Origin of the sequence: Candidatus Endomicrobiellum agilis (assembly GCF_020328115.1) — a bacterium.
Lineage (GTDB): Bacteria > Elusimicrobiota > Endomicrobiia > Endomicrobiales > Endomicrobiaceae > Endomicrobiellum > Endomicrobiellum agilis.
Genome location: NZ_JAIXMW010000003.1, coordinates 134,908 through 156,482, shown reverse-complemented (window position 1 = coordinate 156,482; position 21,575 = coordinate 134,908). Strand labels below are relative to the sequence as shown.

Sequence of the window (21,575 nt, the reverse complement as noted above, 5' to 3'; positions counted from 1 at the left end):
GAATGTTAATAAAAATTTTGTATATCGTTCTTGCATATTTATGCGGTTCGATTCCTTTTGCATATATTATTGCAAAAGCAGTCGGTAGGGTTGACATACGCGTTGTGGGATCAGGCAACTGCGGGTCCGCGAACGTTTTCAGGTCGGTAGGCAAAAGAGCGGGGATTGCAACGTTTATTGCGGATACTTTAAAAGGATTTATTCCCGTATATTTTGCGATTTTTATAGATAATACTTTTTTTTATTTTGTCGCTGTTGCTGCAGCCGCAATAGCGGGACATATGTTTACGATATTTTTAAAGTTTAAAGGCGGTAAAGGCGTTGCGACGGGGCTTGGCGTATTTTTGGCGCTTATGCCTTTGCCTGCGCTGATAGCGTTTGCAGTTTTTGGTTTGGTTTTTGTATTTTCCGGATATGTCTCTTTAGGATCAATATGCGCTGTTATATGTCTTCCTCTGGCTTCCTATTTTTCGGGGTATTCCATTGCGACTGTAGCGTTTGCTTTTGCCGCGGCGGTTTTTATTGTTTATAAGCACAAGGCAAATATAAAAAGACTGATGGAAGGCTCTGAACGCAGGTCTAAGATATTTAAGGAAAGATAATTCCGCTCTTTTCTATCTCTTCGGCGCGCTGTGGCTTTAGTTATGACAAAATAGTTTTACTCTCGGTTTCTACTCTCCTAAAAGAAGGAGAAAAGGGATGTAAGAGAGGGGATATTTTTATTAATATTTGTGGGAAATGATATGAAAATTACCGTTTTAGGCGCAGGTTCATGGGGAGCGACTTTAGCTGTTCTTTTATTTGAGAATGGACATGATGTTACTCTTTGGGAATTTGACTCAAGAAAAGCAAAAGATTTACAGGATAGAAAGATAAAACCGTTTGAGGCGGGTGCCGATTTGCCTTCGGGACTGGTTGTGGCAAACGATATGAAAAGCTTTAAAAACAGCGAAGCCATTTTGTTTGTAGTTCCTTCGCAGCATATGAGATCAGTGTGTACGCTGTTAAAAAATAACGGAATATCGTTTGATGGAAAACTTATAATCAGCGCGACAAAAGGCATAGAAAATAAAACTCTTTTGAGAATGTCTGAAGTAATAGACGAAGTTTTTGATGGAGTTTATAAAAATATAGCGGTTCTTTCTGGTCCTAGCCATGCTGAAGAAGTGTGCAGAAAAATACCTACTGCAGTTACGTCGGCGGCAATAAATCTTGAAACCGCTGAAAAATGCAGAATGCTTTTTATGAATGAATATTTCAGGGTTTACAATCAAACCGATGTTGCGGGTGTTGAAACCGGCGCTGCGTTGAAAAATGTTTTTGCGATAGCTTCTGGAATAGTCGACGGATTAAAATACGGCGATAATACGAAAGCTGCAATTGTTTCAAGAGGTCTTAAAGAACTTTCAAAAGTCGGAGTCGCTTTAGGCGGCAAAGAACAGACTTTTTACGGACTGTCCGGAGTGGGTGATTTAATGGTTACGTGTTTTTCAAAACATTCAAGGAATCGCGCTGTTGGGCAGGCTGTCGGAGAGGGAAAGAGCTTAGATGAAGCTGAAAAAAGTCTCGGTATGGTTGCTGAGGGTGTGAAAAATACGGTAAGCGCTTATGAGATAGGAAAAAAACTCAATATCGAGCTTCCTATAATAAATGAAACATATGCAGTTTTATTTGAAGGAAAAGATCCGCTTGAAGCTGTAAACAGTTTAATGACAAGATGTCCTGTTCGCGAATAACTGTCGTTTCTTTTCTCGGGCAGTCGGAGTGTCCTTCTATAGTTTGTCCGGAAAAAGGAGCGTGGTGATAGAAATGACAAAAAATGATATAGCGGAAGCTTTATCAAAAATTTTAAGTTCAAAAAGAGAAGCCGTTGCTGCGGTAAATAAAGTTTTTGAAGAGATGTTGAATTCTTTACAAAACGGCGATAAAGTTGTTATAACGGGTTTTGGAAGTTTTAATATGTTTGAGACAAAAACAAAAAATGGAAGAAATCCTAAGACGGGCGAAAAAGTTCTTATCGCTCCGATGAAAAAAATAAGGTTTAAACAGTCGAAAAATTTTTTTGAATAGTCCGGGAGACATAAGGTGTTTCAAATTCCGCCGATACCTGATAAAGAATATTTTACAATAGGTGAGGTATCGCGGATAACGCTTGTCCCAAAATATACGTTGAGATACTGGGAAAGCGAGTTTAAGCTTTTGCGTCCCGTTAGGAAAAGTTCTGGACAGAGAAGATATCGCAAAGAAGAAGTGGAGCTGGTTTTTAAAATTAAGGATTTATTATATAATAAGCGCTATGCGATCGCGGGCGTTAGAAAATATTTAATCGGCGATAAGCGAAAAAAGCTTACGGATTTACAGATTGATTTAAATTTAGATTTGGAACATCTTCCGGACTCTAAATTTTTAAAAGATATTAAAGAAGAACTTAAACATATTTTAAAACTTTTGAAAAAATAATACGTGTTGCTGCAATTTACATTGATGCTTTCTGCTGTCGGTAGTTTAGCAATAAGTCGGGGCGTGGCGCAGTTGGCTAGCGCACTCCCTTGGGGTGGGAGAGGCCGCTGGTTCAAATCCAGTCGCCCCGATGTTTTAAAATAGCGTCGAGTTTGAAATTTTGGCGCAGAATGTAAAATATTTGAAATCATTTTAAGTAATAAAGTAATGATGTATGGTTTATCTTAAATTTGTCGCAAAAACTAAAAGAAAAAAGACTTTGCAGTTTTGGTTGCAGAGTCTTTTTGTATTTATATGCTAGTTTGTAAACGTTGTTCCTAAAAAAATGAAGTCGCTTTTTATGCGGTTTGTAAGCGGTTATTTATTGGCTTTATTTATGCGCAAGAGACAGAAAATAGAGTGAATTTAAATGCAAAAGATTAGAAATAGAAAGTAAGGAAGTTGATATTAGGAGTTGTGTTCTATTCTTGCCGTAGCGTTTCGCCGTTTTGTCCACCCTTTAGATGAGATAGAGAAAATAAGAAGAATAAAGAATAAAAATATCATGGCAGAGAGACAACAGAAATTAATAAAGTTTTAAAAGTTTAAAATTAGATTTAAACATAGAAGGCGGAATGATAATGTGATTGAGCCGAGCTGGAATGATGTTAAAATAGCGGGAAGGACAAGAAAATAAAAAAGTGTTATTTGGCGTAAAGGACAGAGTTTTGTTTGAAATTTGCAAGTAAAAGCAAGTGGGGCAGTTTGGTTTGGCAGGCAGGACTTAGCCTTGAGCTTTTGGTATTTTGATTTCCTCGAAAAGTTGCGGATTTTACAAAAGTGGTCAAGAATATATCTTTTTTTATGATTTTCAGCGTTTTTTGCCCTTATTTAAGAACTTCATTCCCTTGCTTTAGTCCTGCCGGCATTTGGGAACGGCATTGCAGGACTAAACGTCTTAAGCTGTCAAGACGAGTTATTCAGCTTTGAACGATAGGCGAGAAGATACCTGCAGTATTAAATTGCTATGTTACAATCGTGCCGTTTAAAGTGGCGGTGGGAATAGCATATGTAGCGGTTATGTTTAAGCAAAATGGTCTTTATTATATCCGCTATATTTAGCGTTATATTTATAACACGGAGTCTTAGTGTCTATGTTGACGCGTAGCTAGGATGGACGTGGGCAAACATATTGTTTGGCACGATATACTACGTGGTTGCCGTCGAGCGAGGAAGGATTTGCAACTTTTGGACTTGATTTGCTATCTGAAAAACTTCCCGAATATTATGTCAAGCTTGTGAAAAGATATCCGACATTAGACAAAATTAATTACGCATTGCAAGATATTAGTCATGCGCGGTTAATGTCAGGGATAGCGCTAGCAATAGCGTGATGTGTATTGTGAAAATGAGGAAAGAATAAAATGTATGCGGAAATGATTGGATTAACCGTAACTATAATTATAAGTTGCACCTGAGATATGAGATTTAGTGTCTTTACATTTTTTGTTATATAAGGTAAAATATAAAAAGTGGTTTTAAGTTAATAAAGCAAGTTATTTCAAAGATGGTTTTATAGATATTTTAAAGAGATTTTAAGTAAAAGTTTGACAAAAATAAAGAGATTAAAAAGTTCGTCAAAAAATTATAATTGTAGCGAATAAAAAACAGCTTTGCTCGCAAGAAAAAAGAGCGAAAAAAAGAGCTGTATATTTTTATGAATGATGGATTGTTTGGGAATGGATTTTAATGCTTATTTAGCAAACTGGTATCAGATTAAAAAAAATGTGGTGTTTGCATAAGTATTTTAAGGTGAGAAAATAAGAATTAAAAATCCATTATTTTCGCGGAAGTCTTTTAGAGAAAAATTATGCGGAAATCTCAAAGAAGAAGCACATTGCTCTTGATATTTAATATTTATGGACGTTTTATGTGGACTTTTTGCATAGCGTAGAAACTATAGAAGCTCTCAAAGATTTTTTGAAAAAGTTGTTTTTAAAGTTTGTAAAGTTATTTTTACATAATATGGTGTTTGGATGTGTGGAGGAATAAATGTTAAAAGAAGGCGAATTGAGAATCCCGTCTGGATGCGCCATAAGTGGCATCATAGATAAAGAAAGCAAGAGATTCTGCGGCGAAGAAATCATTAAATCTATCGCTTTAATGCATGATCGTTCAAACGGATTAGGCGGCGGTTTTGCAGCTTACGGTATTTATCCGCAGTATAAAGATCTTTATGCGCTTCATATATTTTATGATAATTTGAGCGTTAAAATGCAGACAGAGGATTTTATTTCGAAATACTTCGAAATTGAAAGTGCGGGAACCATTCCTACAAGGTCTGTGCCGAGCGTTAAGAACAAGCCGCTGATATGGCGTTATTTTGTCCATCCGAAAAACTATACTGTAACAGGGGATATTATTGACGACGACGAATTTACCTCAAGATACGTGATAAAGATAAATAAAGAATTTAAAGGCGTGTACATTTTTTCGAGCGGTAAAAATATGGGAACGTTTAAAGGCGTCGGGTATCCTGAAGATATCGGTGAGTTTTTTATGCTTGACACTTATGAAGCTTATATGTGGACGGCGCATGGAAGATTCCCGACAAACACGCCCGGCTGGTGGGGCGGAGCGCATCCTTTTACAATGCTTAACTGGTCGGTAATACACAACGGCGAAATATCCTCTTACGACGCTAACAGAAGGTTTGTGGAAATGTACGGATATAAATGCACTCTTCAGACTGACACTGAAGTAATAACGTATTTATTTGACCTGCTTGTAAGAAAGCACAATATTCCAATAGAAAAGGCAATAAAAGTGGTTGCGGCTCCTTTCTGGGACGATATTGAGAGGGAAAGTAAGGAACTTCAAAACGAGTTAAAAAGTATTAGATCAGTTTATGCGAGCGCGTTGATTAATGGACCGTTTTCAATAATTTTAGGATATGAAAAGGGAATGATAGCTTTAAATGACAGGATTAAGCTTCGTTCTTTAGTTGCCGCAGAAAAAGGCAACCGAACTTATGTTGCCAGCGAAGAGAGCGCAATAAGAATAATATGCGATAGTCCGGACAGAGTTTGGTCTCCGAAGGGCGGAGAGCCGGTTATTGCTTTATTGGAAGGGGAGCAAAAATGAGTTTGGATTTTAATAGTCCCGCATTTGAAGTAATAAGAAACGAAAAGAAATGTATTCAATGTAAGGTGTGCGTGCGTCAATGCTCCAATAAAGTGCATTCTTACGACGACGAAGATAACGTTATCTGCTCTGATGATATAAAGTGCGTAAACTGCCACAGATGCGTTGTTCTTTGTCCCACGAGAGCTTTAGTGATAAAGAAATATCCTCTTGAGTTCAGGGAAAACGCAAACTGGACGGGCGCTGTGTTAGACGAAATTTATAAACAGTCACAGACAGGCGGCGTTTTGCTTTCAAGCATGGGCAATCCTAAATCTTTTCCTATTTACTGGGATAAGATGCTGCTTAACGCGAGTCAGGTTACAAATCCGTCTATAGACCCATTGCGCGAGCCTATGGAAACAAAAGTTATGATAGGTAGAAAGCCTGAGAAGCTTGGATTTGACGCCAAAGGCAAACTTTTGACAAAGATGCCTCCGCAAGTTGAGTTGAGCGTTCCCATTATGTTTTCTGCAATGAGTTATGGTTCGATTTCTAGAAACGCCCACGAATCTCTTGCCAAAGCCGCGACGGAACTAGGAATTTGTTATAACACCGGCGAAGGCGGTTTGAACAGAGATTTTTATAAGTACGGCAAAAATACGATTGTTCAAGTTGCTTCTGGAAGATTCGGCGTCCATAAGGAATATTTAAACGCCGGAGCTGCCATTGAAATTAAAATAGGGCAGGGAGCAAAACCGGGTATTGGGGGACATTTGCCGGGCAGAAAAGTCGGCGAAGACGTTTCCGCCACAAGGATGATACCCGTAGGTTCCGATGCAATTTCTCCCGCGCCGCACCATGATATTTATTCAATAGAAGATTTGAGACAACTTATATTTTCACTGAAAGAAGCTACGAATTATGGGAAACCTGTTTTTGTAAAAATTGCCGCGGTTCATAATTCGGCTGCTATAGCCTCAGGCATAGTGAGAGCCGGAGCAGATGCCATTGTGATCGATGGTTTTCGCGGCGGAACCGGCGCGGCTCCTACGAGAGTAAGAGATAATGTGGGTATTCCTATCGAACTTGCTTTGGCAGCAATAGACCAGAGACTAAGAGAAGAGGAAATAAGAAATGAAGTTTCTCTTATCATTGCTGGTAGTATCAGAAATAGTGCCGATGTAGTTAAAGCTGTTGCTTTGGGCGCGGACGCCGTTTATATAGGTTCGGCTGCTGTTGCGGCTTTGGGCTGCCATTTATGTCGCTCCTGTTCTACCGGAAAATGCAATTGGGGAATAGCGACGCAAGAACCTGAACTTGTAAAGAGGCTTAATCCAGATATTATGTATAAGAGACTTGTAAATTTGATATCCGCGTGGAACCACGAGATTCAAGAGCTGCTTGGTGGAATGGGAATCAATGCTATTGACAGCTTAAGGGGTAACAGACTTATGCTTAGAGGCATAGATTTAAATGAGAAAGAACTTGGGATACTCGGCATAAAATATGCAGGCGAGTAAAGCGTCTTAGTCTTTTGTATTTGAGCTTTCTTGTGCGTCGGGTTAGTACGCTCGTTAGCAAACTCTCATCCCTCATCGTGTCGTATAAATACAAAAAATTTTGCGTTTGAAAAGTTAAGGTAAGAGGAAGATATGAAAAAAATTTATGCGTTTGAAAGCAAATGTTTGGGATGCGGGTTATGCGAAGTTTACTGTAAAACGGCTCACTCGAAATCTAAAAATATAATAAAAGCCCACAAACAGGAAGATATAACTTCTGCAATAGTTATTGAAGAAATCTTACAACCGCCGGAAGTCGTTTCATATTTTGCGTTGCAATGTCGGCACTGTGCGAGTCCGAAATGTGTGAAAGCCTGCATATCCGGAGCAATGTATAAAGACGAAAAAGGAATTGTGCGTAATGACAAAGAAAGATGTGTGGGGTGTCTTTCGTGCGTTTTGGTTTGTCCTTTTGGCGCGGTTAAGAAGAGCGGTGACAAGAAGGCCGTTTCAAAGTGCGATTTATGCGTGGATTACGGTCAACCTCTCTGTATTGAAAACTGTCCTAATGACGCGATAAAGCTTCTCAATGAAGATGAAGCGGAGGCATTGAAATGAAATACTTAATAATAGGAAACAGCGCTGCAGGAGTAAATGCGGCAGATGCCATAAGAGCAAATGACGAAAAAGGCAATGTGACGATAGTTTCGAATGAAGAATTTAACGCTTACGGGAGACCTCTGATCTCTTATTATTTGAGCGGAAAAGTAAAACCTGAGAATATGTATTACCGCAACGAGGATTTTTATAAATTTAGGAATATAGAAGTGCTGCTAAATAGCGAAGCGGAAAAAATAGATGTGAAAAATAAGGAAGTTTTTATAAGCGGAGGTAAGAAACTCAGTTATGATAAGCTCCTTATCGCGACCGGCAGCAGTCCATTCATTCCACCGATTAAAAATTTGGATTTAAATAAACAGGAAAATGTGTTCACTTTTTTAACTTATAAAGACGGCGTAAAACTCAAAGGGAAGATAACGAAAAAATCAAAAGTGGTTATTGCCGGTGCAGGTCTTATAGGTTTAAAAGCAGCTGAAGGTTTGTTCGGACAAGTTGAAAGCATAACCGTTATAGATTTAGCGGACAGAGTTATGGCGTCGGTTTTGGATAAGGCTGCTGCTGATATTATACAAAGCCATATAGAGCAAAATGATATTGATTTCAAGCTTCAGACGAGTATTTGCGAGGTTTGCGGAGAACGAAATGTAAACAGCGTTGTTCTTTCAAACGGGGAGACTCTTGATTGCGATATTTTGATAGTGGCTGTAGGCGTTCGCCCTAATGTGAATCTTGCGAAAGAAGCGGGCATAAAGACGGCGAAAGGAATAATTGTTGATGAATATATGGAAACTTCGGCGAAAGACGTTTACGCGGCGGGTGACTGTGTTGAATCTTTGGATTTGCTTTTAAATGAGAGTAAAGTGCTTGCTTTGTGGACGAATGCTTCAAATCAGGGAGAAACTGCGGGTTTTAATATGACCGGAATGAAAAAGAAAGCTCCTGCTGCTTTTCCAATGAATGCCATCTCGTTTTTTGGACTTCAGCTTATTTCGGCAGGTATTATAAGCAGTTCAAAACAGGATGATATTGTCACGGATTCAGCGGAAAATAAACTCCGTAGATTGAATATCTCAAACGATAGCTTAATAGGATTTATTCTTATTAATTATAAACAGAGAGCTGGAATTTATACGGCTCTTATAAACGACAGAACAAAGCTTTCAACTCTTGAATACGACATAACATTGAAAGATATCGGCCTCGATGTGTATCCGAAAGAGGAGAGAACAAAAAAAATATGGAATCATAAAGGAGGATGTTAATCTGATTGGGCATATTGCGCCGCAAGTAGGTTATGTCAGATAACATAGAGCTATGAAGACTATAGATGCTTTAAATGTTTACTACCGCGATTTGAACAGTTCAATAGACGAGGTTGTTAAAACCGATAAAACTATTAATTTAAAAAATGTTTTTGGTCAGAGATATATAGGCAGGGGATTGCCTGAAGAAGTTAAATTAAAAATTTACGGCACGCCCGGAAATGATATGGCTGCATACATGGACGGAGCTGAACTTGAGATATTCGGGAACGGACAAGACGCCGTAGGAAATACTATGAATTGCGGAAGAGTGATAGTTCACGGAAGTTGTGGCGATACTTTGGGGTATGCCATGAGGGGCGGCGAGATTTACGTTGAAGGAGATGTCGGCTATCGAGTTGGCATCCATATGAAAGAGTATAAAGAAATGAAACCGATTATTGTCGCAGGCGGTAAAGCGGGCGAGTTTTTGGGCGAATATATGGCGGGAGGCGCGATTATTCTGCTTGGTTTAAATCTTTCAAAAGGTGAAAATATAACGGGAAGATTTTGCGGAACAGGTATGCACGGCGGTGTTATTTACTTAAACGGGAATGAAGATAAATATAAATTCGGAAAAGAGGCTGTAAAAGTTGATATTACCAATGAGGATATTTTATTTCTTAAAAAACATATTGATTTCTATGAAAAAACTTTTCAAAAGGATTTGAATCATTTAAAGTTGGAATCGTTTTCAAAATATGCCGCAGTTAATAAAAATCCTTATTCAAATATGTACTGTACTTATTGACGGGCGGAGCGGAATTTGAGTTATTTTAGAAACTAAGCCTGCTGTTTTTATAGCGATATTTTTTATATCAACCACTACGTGCTTGTGTCCGTAGTGGTTGCTTTGCAAGTGTATAGCGCGAATGTATAATACAGGAATGAAGAACAAAGGTAGTGAGCTTTTTTAAAAATTTAAACGTCGAAAATGGCTGCTTCCGATTTTTAGATGCCGATTACCCTAAACGTCAAAGAACGTTGAAAACATTTTGGCAAAATGAGGAATAAAAAGGAAGTAATGTAGGGGATTTTAACGGAAGAGAAGCTTTTTTGTCCCACTATGATTTTTTTATCGATTTATGAAGTATTCATGGTAAAGATGATTATTGCAGGCGATTTTTTTGAAATTTTTGTTCTAGCGGATTTATATGAATAAAAAAGTTATATTTTGTTTTTTAAACTGTTAAAAATTTTGTTTGGAATTCATAAATTAACAAGAGTGTTTTTGCGCTGATTCACAGATGGATAGAAGAAATCGGTTGATTGTAGTGACATTATAAAAGTGTTAAAGAAGTCAAAAAGAGCGCGGTTAAAATCCGCCGCCGATTTTTAGAGAGTATATTAAATTTAAAATTGTCAATAGTTTTGTTATTTTGTAAAATTATACGAGAGATTGAGTCGGTTTTCTTAGTACGCCATAAAGGGATGGAAAATGGAACGAGCAAAAAAGATTTTAAACGAGAAATATAAAAAAGCCTATCTTAAACTTTCAAACGGAGTGAAGCTTGAAGGGAACGCTATCGGCGCCGATGTAAGTGTCAGCGGCGAAATGGTTTTTAATACGGGGATGCTTGGCTACAGCGAAGCTATGACGGATCCGTCATATTTGGGACAGATACTTGTTTTTAGTTTTTGTCTCATCGGAAATTATGGAATTCCCGCTCTTAAAGACGGGAATCTTTTTATGTCTAAAGGACATGAAAGTTCCTCGATAAAAACACAGGGAATTATAGTTTCAGACATTTATGACGGTTGCTACCACCATGACGGAGGAAGTTCTCTCGAAGACTGGATGAAAAAGCAGGATGTGCCGGGAATTTCGGGTATCGATACGAGATATTTAGTGCAGATGATAAGAGAAAATAGGAATCTTTCCGGCAGGATTATTCCCGAAGGCGCAAAACCGCAGGACAAAAATAAATTTGAATTTTTAAAAAATTTCAAAAATAATGAATATATAGATCCAGCTAAATATAATTTGATGCCGTCTGTTTCGACAAAAGAAAGAGCGATATTGTGGAAGGGTTTAAAGAAGGTTGCCGTTATTGACTGTGGCGCAAAGTGGAACATTATGAGAATGCTTGCTGAAAGAGACTGCGAGGTTGAGCTTTTGCCGTGGGACAGTGACTTTTCTGAAGTGAAATGCGACGGCTGGGTTATAAGCAACGGTCCGGGAGATCCAAAAAATACGGGCGATCTAGTTGAGAGAATAAAGAAGGATGTTTTAAGTTTGGATAAGCCTATTTTGGGAATATGTTTGGGACATCAGCTTTTATCGCTTGCGTCGGGGGCAAAAACAAAAAGACTTAATCACGGACACAGAAGTCATAATCAGCCAGTTTTTTCGCTTCCTGAAAAAAAAGCATATATGTCAAGTCAAAACCACAGATATGCCGTCGAAAAAAGCTCGATACAGCCGGGTTGGGAGTTGTGGTTTGAAAATGCAAATGACAATTCTGTAGAGGGATTGAGACATAAAACCAAACCGTTTATGTCGGTACAGTTTCATCCGGAAGCATCGAGCGGTCCAAACGATACAAGCTGGATAATGGATGAATTTGTTAACTTATTGTAGTGTTATAATTATTTTGACTGTCATTTTTCGAAATAGTTTTACTGTTGTAAACGATTTATTTTGGAAAGAACGGCAATAAGTATAGAGTGTTTAATGCGGAAAGTTTAGCAAATACTGAAGCTGTTGTCTCCGCGAGCGCTGTAGCTGGAAATTTGGATAGAGTTTCAGAGATAATATCCGAAGACGGCAATAAACAAAAAAATGTTTCTCCATTTATAGGAGATTAATCGATAGATGAAAAGAGAACAAAAATATTTTATTTTTGTTGATATTAGTTCCTTAACGAAAAAATTTTATAATATTTAAGTATAAACAGCGTTTATTTCTGTTGTAAAGCGGCGGGATAAAGTTTCCGCTTGTTTGCACTTTCTTTTTAACAGTGCCTACCTTACGCGCGGGCAACGTATTTCTTCTTCTATGCGATTACCCGCTCCAGATTTAAAGGATACGAAGCACGCGAACTCGGACACTGGTACGATATGGTTTTCATGCCGCCAGAATATGGTTCGGCATGCCGCTCTTCACAATATTTAAAAGGAGAGCGCAGTGTCTATTCTACAGACAATCGGAATTCTGCTATTGTTTAGTTGAAATATATAATTAATGGAAATTTAAACGGTGTTAAGGCATGGATTTAAGATAAAATGAAAATGTACGTGAAAAAATCATTATTAAAAATAGAGCGCCTTTCGGTAGCTCGAATCCTTTCAATGAAAATGAAACTGATACCTTGAGCTTAGATTTCAATGAAAATGAAATTATTGTTTTATCTGCTGCAAACGGAAGAGGTAAAACAACGCTGTTGTCGTATATTGTTGACGCTTGGTATGAAATGGCAAAAAAGCATTTTGGGAGCGAAGTTAAAGATAAAAAATATTATCGAGTAGCTTCAAATGTTTATAACATGAGCGCAACTCAACCGTCTTTTGTGTATATAAGATTTCAAACTCCCGAAGGCTGCATTGATTATATTGATATTCTCGACATTCGGGGTAAGGTGAAAAACTATAATCAGGGTCAATATGATGAAGCTATACAGTTAAAAGATAAAATACCTCTTGACGCAATTAAAAGACAATTAAAGCAATATAGCTGTACAAAATATATTTGGCCTAATTTTGATGAAAATAAAGCTGAAAAAATATTCAGAAATAATATTGTTACTTATTTTCCTTCTTATAGATATGAAACTCCGGGCTATCTCAACGATACTTATAAAATCAACTTGAGTTTTGAAAAAGAGAGGGTATTTTCTTCGGATTTGAATAATCCGATTGAGGTTATAACGGGTTTGCCGCAGCTTGCTAATTGGATTATGGATGTTGTCTTAGATAGTCGTCAGCAGGGTTATGGCAAAAATGATAAAAATCCTAGCGAAAACAATTTACTCGGCGAAATAAATAAAATAATTACGCGGGCACTTATCTCTAAAAAGTTTGGAGAAGTTGAATTTAACATAGGTCAAAGAAATTTAAAAGGCGTTCGTATTGGTATTAAAAAACTAAATGAAGACCCAGATAAAAAAATAAATAATGTTGTTTATCCGACAATTTTCGATCTTTCTTCCGGCGAAGCCGCAATGTTTTGTTTGTTCGGAGAAATTCTTAGACAAGCGGATAATAACAAAAATAATATGCCGTTAAGCGATATTACGGGAATTGTATTGATCGACGAAGTTGATAAACATTTGCATATTAAACTTCAAAAAGAAGTTTTGCCCGAATTGTTTAAGCTTTTTCCCAATGTGCAGTTTATTTTGAGTTCTCATGCTCCATTTTTAAATATGGGTTTGGCGGAAGTAGTTAAAGAACGAACTAAAATAGTTGATCTTGATAATTTTGGGATTTCCAACAATCCGTCAACCAGTGAACTTTATAACGAAGTGTATAAAATGATGATCAGTGAAAATGAGAGATTTAAAGAAGAATATGATTCTTTGAAAAATGAAATAAATTCTGCCGGCAAGCCTCTTATACTCACTGAAGGTAAAACTGATGTGATGTATCTAAAGAAAGCGAAGGAAGTATTGGGGATTGAAGATTGTGATATTGATTTTTCTGAACGCAAAGACAGCAAAGACAGCAAAGACAGTGTCGGAGATGTTGAATTAAGAAAGTTGTTGAAGTATGTTTCAAAAATTAAACCAGGGAGAAAAATAATAGGAATTTTTGACAGAGATAATGATGAAATTGTCAAAGATATTGAAAAAGATGATAATGAATACAAAAAATATTCAGATGAGGTGTATGCTTTTTGTATTCCGTTTGCAGATCAGGGTTATGGAGATTCAATCAGCATAGAACACTACTTTCGCAAAGAAGATCTATGCAAAGAAGATGAAAACGGCAGAAGATTATTTCTTGGAGATGAATTTTATGAGTCAGGGAATAGTAAAAACGGGAAATTTCAGACAAATACCGCCTCGTTGAAAAATAAAATTGAAAAAAATGGGGTAATGGATGAAAAGGTTTACAAAAACAAGGATTTAAAGCATGCTGATTCGATTGCATTATCAAAAGGAGAATTTGCCAGTCTTGTGACAAATAATGCCGAATTTATAGAAGACTTTGATTTTTCAAATTTCAATTTAATCTTTGACAAAATAAAACGGATAATACAGATAATTAGGAAAGACTGAATAATTGATACGAAGAGGAAAAATATGCCAATTTTAGATTTTTTACTGCCTAAAGGCGAAAAAAAACAAAAAGTAATTCTTTTGGGTTCTGGCGCTTTGTCTATAGGACAGGCTGGGGAATTTGATTATTCGGGTTCGCAGGCTGTAAAAGCTTTGGAAGAAGAAGGACTTGACGTTATTATCATTAATCCCAATATTGCTTCCGTTCAGACTAACAGGGGTGTAAACAAAAAAGTTTATTTGTATCCCATCACTCCTTTTTGGGTGGAAAAAATTATTAAAATTGAAAAGCCTGCCGCAATCATCTCGAGTTTCGGCGGCCAGACGTCTTTGAACTGCGTTATAGCGTTGGAAAAAAGCGGAGTTTTAAAAAAATACGGCGTGAAAGTTTTAGGGACTCAAGTTAACGCTCTTGAGATGTCCGAAGACAGAGAGCTTTTTGCCCAAAAAATGAAGTCTATAGATGCGCCTATAGCAAAAAGTCATGCTGTTTCTACTGTAAAGGAAGCTTTGGAAACTGCAGAACAAATCGGCTATCCCGTTATAACGAGGTCTGCATTTGCTCTCGGCGGACTTGGCAGCGGTTTTGCGAAAACCGCCGCCGAATTGAAGAAACTTACGCAGGCAGCGCTTATGAGTTCTCCGCAGGTTTTAATTGAAAAATCTCTGCACGGCTGGAAAGAAATAGAGTATGAAGTTATGCGCGATAAAACAGGAAATACCATAACGATATGCAATATGGAGAATTTTGATCCTATGGGAATACACACGGGTGATTCCATAGTTATCGCTCCTTGTCAGACTATAAACAATATTGAAAACAATATGTTGAGAGATATGGCGATTAAGATTGCCCATAGCGTAGGTATTGTCGGCGAATGTAATGTGCAGTATGCTTTAAATCCAAACGATTACGGTTTTTATGTCATTGAAATCAATGCGAGGTTATCGCGTTCAAGCGCTTTGGCAAGCAAAGCTACCGGATATCCTATTGCATATATAGCCGCAAAGATAGTGATAGGGTTTGATTTGCTTGATCTTAAAAATCCCGTTACGGGAACTACTTCGGCGTTTTACGAACCGTCGCTTGATTATGTTACTTTAAAAGTTCCTCGCTGGGATTTAAACAAATTCAGCGGAGTTTCAAAAAATCTTGGAACGCAGATGAAATCTGTCGGCGAAGTTATGGCTATAGGAAGAAATTTCTGCGAAGTTATGCAGAAAGCTTTGAGAATGGTAAACGAAAATGAAGACGGCATAACGGTAAACGTTTTCAAAGATGCCTCCGATGAGGATATTGAGAAAGAACTTCTGTCGCCGACAAATTTGAGGGTTTTTGCGATTTATGAGACGTTCAAAAGAGGAAAAACTCTTGAGTATGCGTATGAAAAAACAAAAATAGATTACTGGTTCTTGTCGCATATTCTTTATCTCGCAAATATCGAGACGGAACTGCTTAGTTTCTTTGAAACGAAGATAAAAAAGGATATCGTTGCGGCTCAGGAATTATATGACGCCTATAAACAGATTCCGAAAGACCGTATGCAGCGTTTGAAATCAATGGGTTTTTCCGATTTTCAGCTTACAAAAATATATCTCTCGGCATGTCTTAACAGTAAAATAAAACTCAGTATAAAAGAGATAAGAAGCTTGTCTTTTGCCGTAAGAAAGCTGAGAAAGAAACTCGGAATTTTGCCTGTCGTAAAACAGATAGATACAACATCGTCCGAATATCCCACAAAATCTAATTATTTATATCTGACCTATGACGGAATACACAGCGATATGTCTTCGAAGAAAAATGAAAAGAGCATTATAACTCTGGGAAGCGGAAGCTACCGCATAGGGAGCAGTCTGGAGTTTGACTGGTGTTCCGTCATGACCAGCAGTTATTTTAAAAATAAGAAAAATGACAGCGTTATAATTAACTGCAATCCCGAAACAGTGTCGACGGACTACAGCGCTTCAGACAGGCTTTATTTTGAAGAGCTGTCATTCGAAAGAGTGTTGGATATTATAGATATTGAAACACCCAAAGGTGTTATCGCCTGCATGGGCGGACAGAATCCTAACAATTTGATCCAGCCTCTAAGCGAAGCGAAGGTGAATATTTTAGGACACAGCCAAAAGAGTGTTGACGCTGCCGAAGACAGAGAGAAGTTTTCCGCTATGCTTGATAAACTCGGCATAGATCAGCCGGAATGGACCTCTGCCGTTTCTCTTGACGATATTGAGGAGTTTATAAAGAAAGTCGGATTTCCTGTTTTAATTCGTCCGAGTTTTGTTCTTTCCGGAACTCTTATGAACGTTGCAAGCGACAAGCAGAGTTTAGATTATTATTTATCTCTTACGAAAGATATTTCCGTTGATTTTCCAGTTGTTATTTCAAAGTTCATTCTTGATGCAAAAGAGATAGAATGCGACGGAGTCGCGAAAGGCGGAGAAGTCATTCTTTCTCTCGTAAGCGAACATATTGAAAACGCCGGTGTGCATAGCGGAGATGCTACAATGGTATTTCCTGCACAGAAAATATACGCCCGCACGGTAAACGTTATAAAAGACATAGTGAGAAAAATAGTCAAGGGACTTGATTTAAACGGTCCTTTTAATATACAGTTTATAGCTAAAGACAACGATGTTAAAGTTATTGAATGCAACGCGAGAGCTTCAAGGTCGTTCCCGTTCATTTCTAAAGTTTCGGGTGTAAATTTTGCCGAGCTTGCGTGTAAAGTAATGAACGACGAGAAAGTGAAGAAGATTTTAATCGATGAAAGCGAGATCCCTTATGTCGGAGTTAAAGCTTCGATGTTTAGTTTTCAAAGATTGGACGGGGCGGATCCGGTTGTCGGCGTAGAAATGGCATCTACCGGCGAAGTGGGCTGTTTAGGCGAAAAATTTAATCATGCAATGTATCTTTCTATGGAAGCCACTCAGATAAGAAAACCAAAAAAAGGAATCCTTTTGAGCACAGGTAGAGAAAAAGATAAAGTTAAATTTATGGAAGTTATGGATAACCTCTATAAACTCGGCGTTCCGGTTTATGCGACAAAAGGATCTGCGAAATATCTTGAGGACAGAGGTTATAGCGTAAATACCGTTCACTGGAATCGCAGTCCGCGTGCGGTGGATATTATAATTGACGGAAAAGTTGATTTCGTAATAAATATAAATAAAAATTTAAGCGTTGACGAACTTCATAATAATTCAGAGATAAGAAAAATAGCCGTCAAGTGTGGATGCTCCATTTTGACGAATCTCGAAAAAGCAATGGCTTATTTGAGAGCGTACGATTCATACAATGAACTTCAGAATATTGAAAAATGTATTAGTCTGTAAATATATAAGACGGACAGCGTAATTAGTGCAAGGAGAGGGTAAAAACTGCTGCTCTGAATATCTGTAGATTTTGAAGGTGTAAAATAACGGAGTATGGGAAGTATAGAGAGAAATCTGAAAACTCGCGGATGCTAGACCTAATCGACAAGATGATAATAAAAATAAATGAGATAAAAGACGAATGAAAAAGATTATTGCGGGATTATTGGTATTAAGTTTGCTGGATTGCCAAAAACAGCCCGTAACTCACAATTATTCGGGGGAGTTGCTCAGCTGAAATACGAGGGGAGCCTAGAGTTTCAGCATGGGGAGGGACCCATACAGCCGCTTATCGCGCAAAATTTGCAGTTAAACGACGCCCAGCCGGCAGGTCTGCTCGCCGAGCTGAGAGAGATGTGCAAAAAAGCGAAGCCGAGATTGGGGAGATGCACCAAAAAAACAAAGAAGAGAAACACATGAGATTCTCGTGGCTTGAGTCCGCGGGGATGCCCTTATTCGCACGCGGAGTTGCTACGCGAGCAAAGAAAAGCACCGTGCTAAACTAAGTGGAGCGGCGATGATGCTCGCGATATTATGCCAGTTAAATAAAAAGCGGAAACTAGAAGAGTATTTGAAAAGACCGAAAAATTGGATACTAGGCAAACTCGGATATTAAAAAAGGAAGAGAAAGATGGACTGATGATAAGAAATTTGGAGAGGGCAACCAAGAAGAGGACTTGATAGTGCAAAAATCGAGGAACTATCCGCACTTTTGAAAGCCAGCGTCGCGGCGGTGAACAAAGAATGCATTGAAGTGATGGAAAAAAGCGCCACTGATTTATATAAGAAACCTCGTAATGAAGCTGGACGGAAGATAAAATATTTGGTATAATTTCTAGAAAATGCGTAAAAGCGAGGGGTCATAAAATGGCATTTGAAAAAAAAACGGTGGTTAAACAGTTTGGAATACATGCAACCGATACAGGTTCTTCCGAAGTTCAGATCGCTCTTCTTACTACGAGGATTAAAGATCTTTCGGATCATTTTCAGAAATTTCCAAAAGATTTTGCTTCTAGAGTAGGGTTTCTTAAAATGATAGGGCAGAGAAGAAAATTATTGGATTATATTAAGAAACATAACAAAGACAGTTATTCTTCATTGATTAAAAGGTTATACCTTAGGAAGTAAAAATAGGATCCGACAAAACTACAAAGGATGCAAGGAGACGCTTTTATAGATATTTCGAGCAAAGCGTTTGTTTGAATCTTTTGTAGAGAATATGCGGGTGATGCGGAGTTAAAAGTGGAGTATTTTAGAAAAGAGGTAGATGTTGGCGAAAAGAAATTTATTATTGAGTCTGGTAAAGTTGCAAAACAGGCAAGCGGTTCATGCACTGTGCGGGTCGGAGATACAGTGGTTTTGGTTACGGCGGTTGCTTTAAAAGAACCTAAACGCGACATAGATTTTATGCCTTTAACGGTAGATTACAGAGAAAGAACTTATGCAGTCGGCAAAATACCGGGCGGTTTCTTTAAAAGAGAAGCCAGACCGAGAGAAAAAGAAATATTGGTAAGCAGGCTTATAGATAGGAGTATCAGACCTCTTTTCCCCGAATATTGGAGAAACGATACGCAGATATCCGCCATTGTCCTTTCGCACGACGGAGAAAATGATTCTGAAATAGCGGCTATTTTGGGTGCTTCTGTTGCGTTATATACTTCCGATTTACCTTTTACGACGCCTATAGCTTCTGTGAGAGTGGGCAGAATAAACGGACAGCTTATTGTATATCCGCTAATTAATGAACAGGAATCGAGCGATTTGGATTTAATTGTCAGCGGAACTGAGGAAGCCTTGACAATGGTTGAGGCAGGCGCGCGTGAACTTTCGGAAGCTGAAATGCTTGAAGCTTTAAATCTAGCAAGAGAGACAATAAGAGGAATATGTTTAGTTCAGAAAACGCTTCCTGTAAAAACAAGAATTGTAGTTGAGCAGCCGCAGTATAATCCGTTACTTAAAGCTGACATTGAAGCTGAAGCGGTTTCAAAAGCTGAAGCGAGCGTTATGATTAAAGAAAAGGGAGAGAGAGAATTTTTCTGGGATTCGTTTAAAAAAGACATATCGACAAGACTTATCGAAAAGTATCCAGAAGAATTATCGTCGGATATAGATGCGATATTAGAAGATATTTTCTATAAAAAGGCAAGAGAGCTTGTTTTAAATAAAAAAGTTCGCACCGACGGACGCGATTTTAAAGAGATAAGACCGATAACTTGCGAAACCGACGTGCTTCCTAGAGTTCACGGTTCGAGTTTATTTACGAGAGGCCAGACGCAGGCTTTAGTAGCCGTGACGCTTGGGACTCCGGGCGATATGCAGATTGTGGATGATATTACGGGCGAGTATAAAGATCGCTTTATGCTTCACTATAATTTCCCTGGTTTTGCGACGGGCGAGCCTAAAAGTGAAAGAAGTACGAGCAGAAGAGAGATAGGACACGGAAATTTAGCTAAAAGAGCTTTAAGTCCGATTTTGCCAAGAGAAGAGGATTTTAGTTATACCATAAGACTGGTGTCGGATATATTGGAGTCAAACGGTTCTTCGTCAATGGCTTCGGTTTGCGGAGGTTCTCTTGCTCTATTTAATGCAGGAGTGCCTGTGAAATCAAGCTGCGCCGGCGTTGCCATGGGACTTATGAAAGAAGGCGACAATTATGTTATCTTAACAGATATTGCGGGAATGGAAGATCATCTTGGAGATATGGATTTTAAAGTTGCGGGTACAAGAAAAGGCATTACCGCTCTTCAGATGGATATAAAAATTTTTGGGCTCACGACTGAAATCATAGCTCAGGCTCTGGAACAGGCAAGACACGCTAGATTTTTTATATTGGATATGATGGATATGGCAGTTTCAGTTCCTAAAAATAAGCTTTCGGATTATGCGCCTCGCATAATAAGTTTGACGATACCTCAAAATAAAATAGGCGGGCTTATAGGTCCCGGCGGGAAAAACATAAGAAAGATACAGGAAGATAATAACGTTAAAATAGATATTGAAGAAACCGGTAGAGTTTTTATTTCGGGAACAGAGCCTGACGGCGTTGAGTCTGCAAAAGAATATGTTGAGTGTCTGGTTGCCGAAGCCGAAGTCGGGAAAATTTACAAAGGCAAAGTTACAAAAATAATGGCATTCGGTGCTTTTGCCGAGATTTTGCCCGGCAAAGAGGGATTAATACACATTTCGCAGCTTTCAACTCAGCACGTAAAAAAAGTTGAGGATTTCTTAAAGGAAGGCGACGAAGTTAAAGTCAAAGTGATTGAAATTGATAATCAAGGAAGAATAAATTTGAGCGTTAAAGCGGCTTTAGAATGACGGTGCGGGGTTTGGAAAGAGAAGACTTTGGGTTAAAGAATACATTAAATATTTTTTACAGTTAGCGTTAATTCAACTCTTTGCGCTCAAGACTCCGTATTTTTTATAAAAAGGTTGACGGATATGGTTAATGAAGACATTAAAAGCAAAGTAAAATCTCTTTATGAAATAATGAAAGAAGAAAAAATTCAGGAACTTGAGGTAAACTCAAAAGATTACAGTGTTTGCATAAAACGTAAAGATCACGATGAAAATAAAAGTGATCAGACAGTAGTTCAGAAAAAGCAGACTGTTGTGCAAGAGGATATTAAAGTACCGGTGGTTTTAGGCGAAACTATAAAGACGCCTATAGCGGGTGTGTTTTATAAATCTCCGTCTCCATCGTCCCCTGTATTTGTAAATGAGGGAGATGTTGTAGATATCGGAAAAACCGTATGCATAATCGAAGCGATGAAAGTTATGAATGAAATAAAAGCCACTTTTAAAGCGAAAATATTGAAAGTATTAGCGGAAAATGGAAAACCGGTAAATTCGGGACAGGATTTGTTTAAAGTGGAAAAAGTATGACGATAAACGGAATGTCGTAGAATAGAAAAATAGACTCTAGCGGATAAAGCGTGGTTTTATTTGCAGGAAGCCGTCGAAAAAAATAAAGGCAAGTCTCAGCCTGCTCAATTCAA

General features: G+C 38.1%; 16 protein-coding genes and 1 tRNA gene. All 17 read left to right on the top strand.

Features of this window, described 5'->3' with window-relative positions:
- Window positions 1-2: 2 nt before the first annotated feature.
- The 17 genes from plsY (at window position 3) to LE179_RS02890 (ending at window position 21,462) form a co-directional block, all read left to right on the top strand.
- Entirely contained in the window at window positions 3-602 is a 600-nt protein-coding gene (gene plsY / locus LE179_RS02970) for a glycerol-3-phosphate 1-O-acyltransferase PlsY (protein ID WP_374128880.1), read from the top strand.
- A 141-nt stretch (window positions 603-743) separates the two neighbouring features.
- Window positions 744-1,736: an NAD(P)H-dependent glycerol-3-phosphate dehydrogenase gene (locus LE179_RS02965; RefSeq protein ID WP_374128879.1), complete on the top strand. Its 993-nt coding sequence runs from the start codon at window positions 744-746 to the stop codon at window positions 1,734-1,736.
- Window positions 1,737-1,809: 73 nt separating this feature from the next.
- On the top strand, window positions 1,810-2,070 hold the full coding sequence (locus LE179_RS02960) for an HU family DNA-binding protein (RefSeq protein ID WP_374128878.1): 261 nt from the start codon (window positions 1,810-1,812) through the stop codon (window positions 2,068-2,070).
- Between the two features lie 15 nt (window positions 2,071-2,085).
- The gene (locus LE179_RS02955) at window positions 2,086-2,460 is read left to right on the top strand and encodes a MerR family transcriptional regulator (RefSeq protein WP_374128877.1); all 375 of its coding nucleotides are present in this window, start codon (window positions 2,086-2,088) and stop codon (window positions 2,458-2,460) included.
- Between the two features lie 57 nt (window positions 2,461-2,517).
- Window positions 2,518-2,591: transfer RNA gene (locus LE179_RS02950), tRNA-Pro, on the top strand.
- 1,044 nt (window positions 2,592-3,635) lie between these two features.
- Entirely contained in the window at window positions 3,636-3,833 is a 198-nt protein-coding gene (locus LE179_RS02945; RefSeq protein ID WP_374128876.1) for a hypothetical protein, read from the top strand.
- 658 nt (window positions 3,834-4,491) lie between these two features.
- Complete coding sequence (locus LE179_RS02940; RefSeq protein ID WP_374128875.1) at window positions 4,492-5,583, top strand: glutamine amidotransferase family protein; 1,092 nt, start codon at window positions 4,492-4,494, stop codon at window positions 5,581-5,583.
- On the top strand, window positions 5,580-7,085 hold the full coding sequence (locus LE179_RS02935) for a glutamate synthase-related protein (RefSeq protein ID WP_374128874.1): 1,506 nt from the start codon (window positions 5,580-5,582) through the stop codon (window positions 7,083-7,085). Before LE179_RS02940 ends, LE179_RS02935 begins: the two co-directional genes overlap by 4 nt.
- Window positions 7,086-7,217: 132 nt before the next feature.
- Window positions 7,218-7,682, top strand: a complete 465-nt coding sequence (locus tag LE179_RS02930) for a 4Fe-4S dicluster domain-containing protein (protein WP_374128873.1) — start codon at window positions 7,218-7,220, stop codon at window positions 7,680-7,682.
- Window positions 7,679-8,947, top strand: coding sequence for an NAD(P)/FAD-dependent oxidoreductase (locus tag LE179_RS02925; protein ID WP_374128872.1), 1,269 nt, complete (start codon window positions 7,679-7,681; stop codon window positions 8,945-8,947). The genes LE179_RS02930 and LE179_RS02925 overlap by 4 nt, the downstream gene beginning before the upstream one ends.
- A gap of 52 nt (window positions 8,948-8,999) precedes the next feature.
- A complete protein-coding gene (locus tag LE179_RS02920) occupies window positions 9,000-9,737 on the top strand; it encodes a hypothetical protein (RefSeq protein WP_374128871.1) in 738 nt (245 codons plus the stop codon).
- A 687-nt stretch (window positions 9,738-10,424) separates the two neighbouring features.
- Window positions 10,425-11,567, top strand: coding sequence for a glutamine-hydrolyzing carbamoyl-phosphate synthase small subunit (gene carA, locus LE179_RS02915; RefSeq protein ID WP_374128870.1), 1,143 nt, complete (start codon window positions 10,425-10,427; stop codon window positions 11,565-11,567).
- Between the two features lie 730 nt (window positions 11,568-12,297).
- Window positions 12,298-14,205, top strand: coding sequence for an AAA family ATPase (locus tag LE179_RS02910; protein ID WP_374128869.1), 1,908 nt, complete (start codon window positions 12,298-12,300; stop codon window positions 14,203-14,205).
- 24 nt (window positions 14,206-14,229) lie between these two features.
- Window positions 14,230-17,541, top strand: coding sequence for a carbamoyl-phosphate synthase (glutamine-hydrolyzing) large subunit (gene carB / locus LE179_RS02905; protein ID WP_374128868.1), 3,312 nt, complete (start codon window positions 14,230-14,232; stop codon window positions 17,539-17,541).
- A gap of 906 nt (window positions 17,542-18,447) precedes the next feature.
- Window positions 18,448-18,708: a 30S ribosomal protein S15 gene (gene rpsO, locus LE179_RS02900; protein ID WP_374128867.1), complete on the top strand. Its 261-nt coding sequence runs from the start codon at window positions 18,448-18,450 to the stop codon at window positions 18,706-18,708.
- Window positions 18,709-18,822: 114 nt separating this feature from the next.
- A complete protein-coding gene (pnp, locus tag LE179_RS02895) occupies window positions 18,823-20,895 on the top strand; it encodes a polyribonucleotide nucleotidyltransferase (RefSeq protein ID WP_374128866.1) in 2,073 nt (690 codons plus the stop codon).
- A 123-nt stretch (window positions 20,896-21,018) separates the two neighbouring features.
- Window positions 21,019-21,462: an acetyl-CoA carboxylase biotin carboxyl carrier protein subunit gene (locus LE179_RS02890; RefSeq protein ID WP_374128865.1), complete on the top strand. Its 444-nt coding sequence runs from the start codon at window positions 21,019-21,021 to the stop codon at window positions 21,460-21,462.
- Window positions 21,463-21,575: the final 113 nt, after the last annotated feature.

Excerpts from the sequence above, each read along its gene's own strand:
- plsY (WP_374128880.1), top strand. The coding sequence starts at position 3 with ATGTTAATAAAAATTTTGTATATCGTTCTTGCATATTTATGCGGTTCG.
- LE179_RS02965 (WP_374128879.1), top strand. The coding sequence starts at position 744 with ATGAAAATTACCGTTTTAGGCGCAGGTTCATGGGGAGCGACTTTAGCT.
- LE179_RS02960 (WP_374128878.1), top strand. The coding sequence starts at position 1,810 with ATGACAAAAAATGATATAGCGGAAGCTTTATCAAAAATTTTAAGTTCA.
- LE179_RS02940 (WP_374128875.1), top strand. The coding sequence starts at position 4,492 with ATGTTAAAAGAAGGCGAATTGAGAATCCCGTCTGGATGCGCCATAAGT.
- LE179_RS02935 (WP_374128874.1), top strand. The coding sequence starts at position 5,580 with ATGAGTTTGGATTTTAATAGTCCCGCATTTGAAGTAATAAGAAACGAA.
- LE179_RS02930 (WP_374128873.1), top strand. The coding sequence starts at position 7,218 with ATGAAAAAAATTTATGCGTTTGAAAGCAAATGTTTGGGATGCGGGTTA.
- LE179_RS02925 (WP_374128872.1), top strand. The coding sequence starts at position 7,679 with ATGAAATACTTAATAATAGGAAACAGCGCTGCAGGAGTAAATGCGGCA.
- LE179_RS02920 (WP_374128871.1), top strand. The coding sequence starts at position 9,000 with ATGAAGACTATAGATGCTTTAAATGTTTACTACCGCGATTTGAACAGT.
- carA (WP_374128870.1), top strand. The coding sequence starts at position 10,425 with ATGGAACGAGCAAAAAAGATTTTAAACGAGAAATATAAAAAAGCCTAT.
- carB (WP_374128868.1), top strand. The coding sequence starts at position 14,230 with ATGCCAATTTTAGATTTTTTACTGCCTAAAGGCGAAAAAAAACAAAAA.
- rpsO (WP_374128867.1), top strand. The coding sequence starts at position 18,448 with ATGGCATTTGAAAAAAAAACGGTGGTTAAACAGTTTGGAATACATGCA.
- LE179_RS02890 (WP_374128865.1), top strand. The coding sequence starts at position 21,019 with ATGGTTAATGAAGACATTAAAAGCAAAGTAAAATCTCTTTATGAAATA.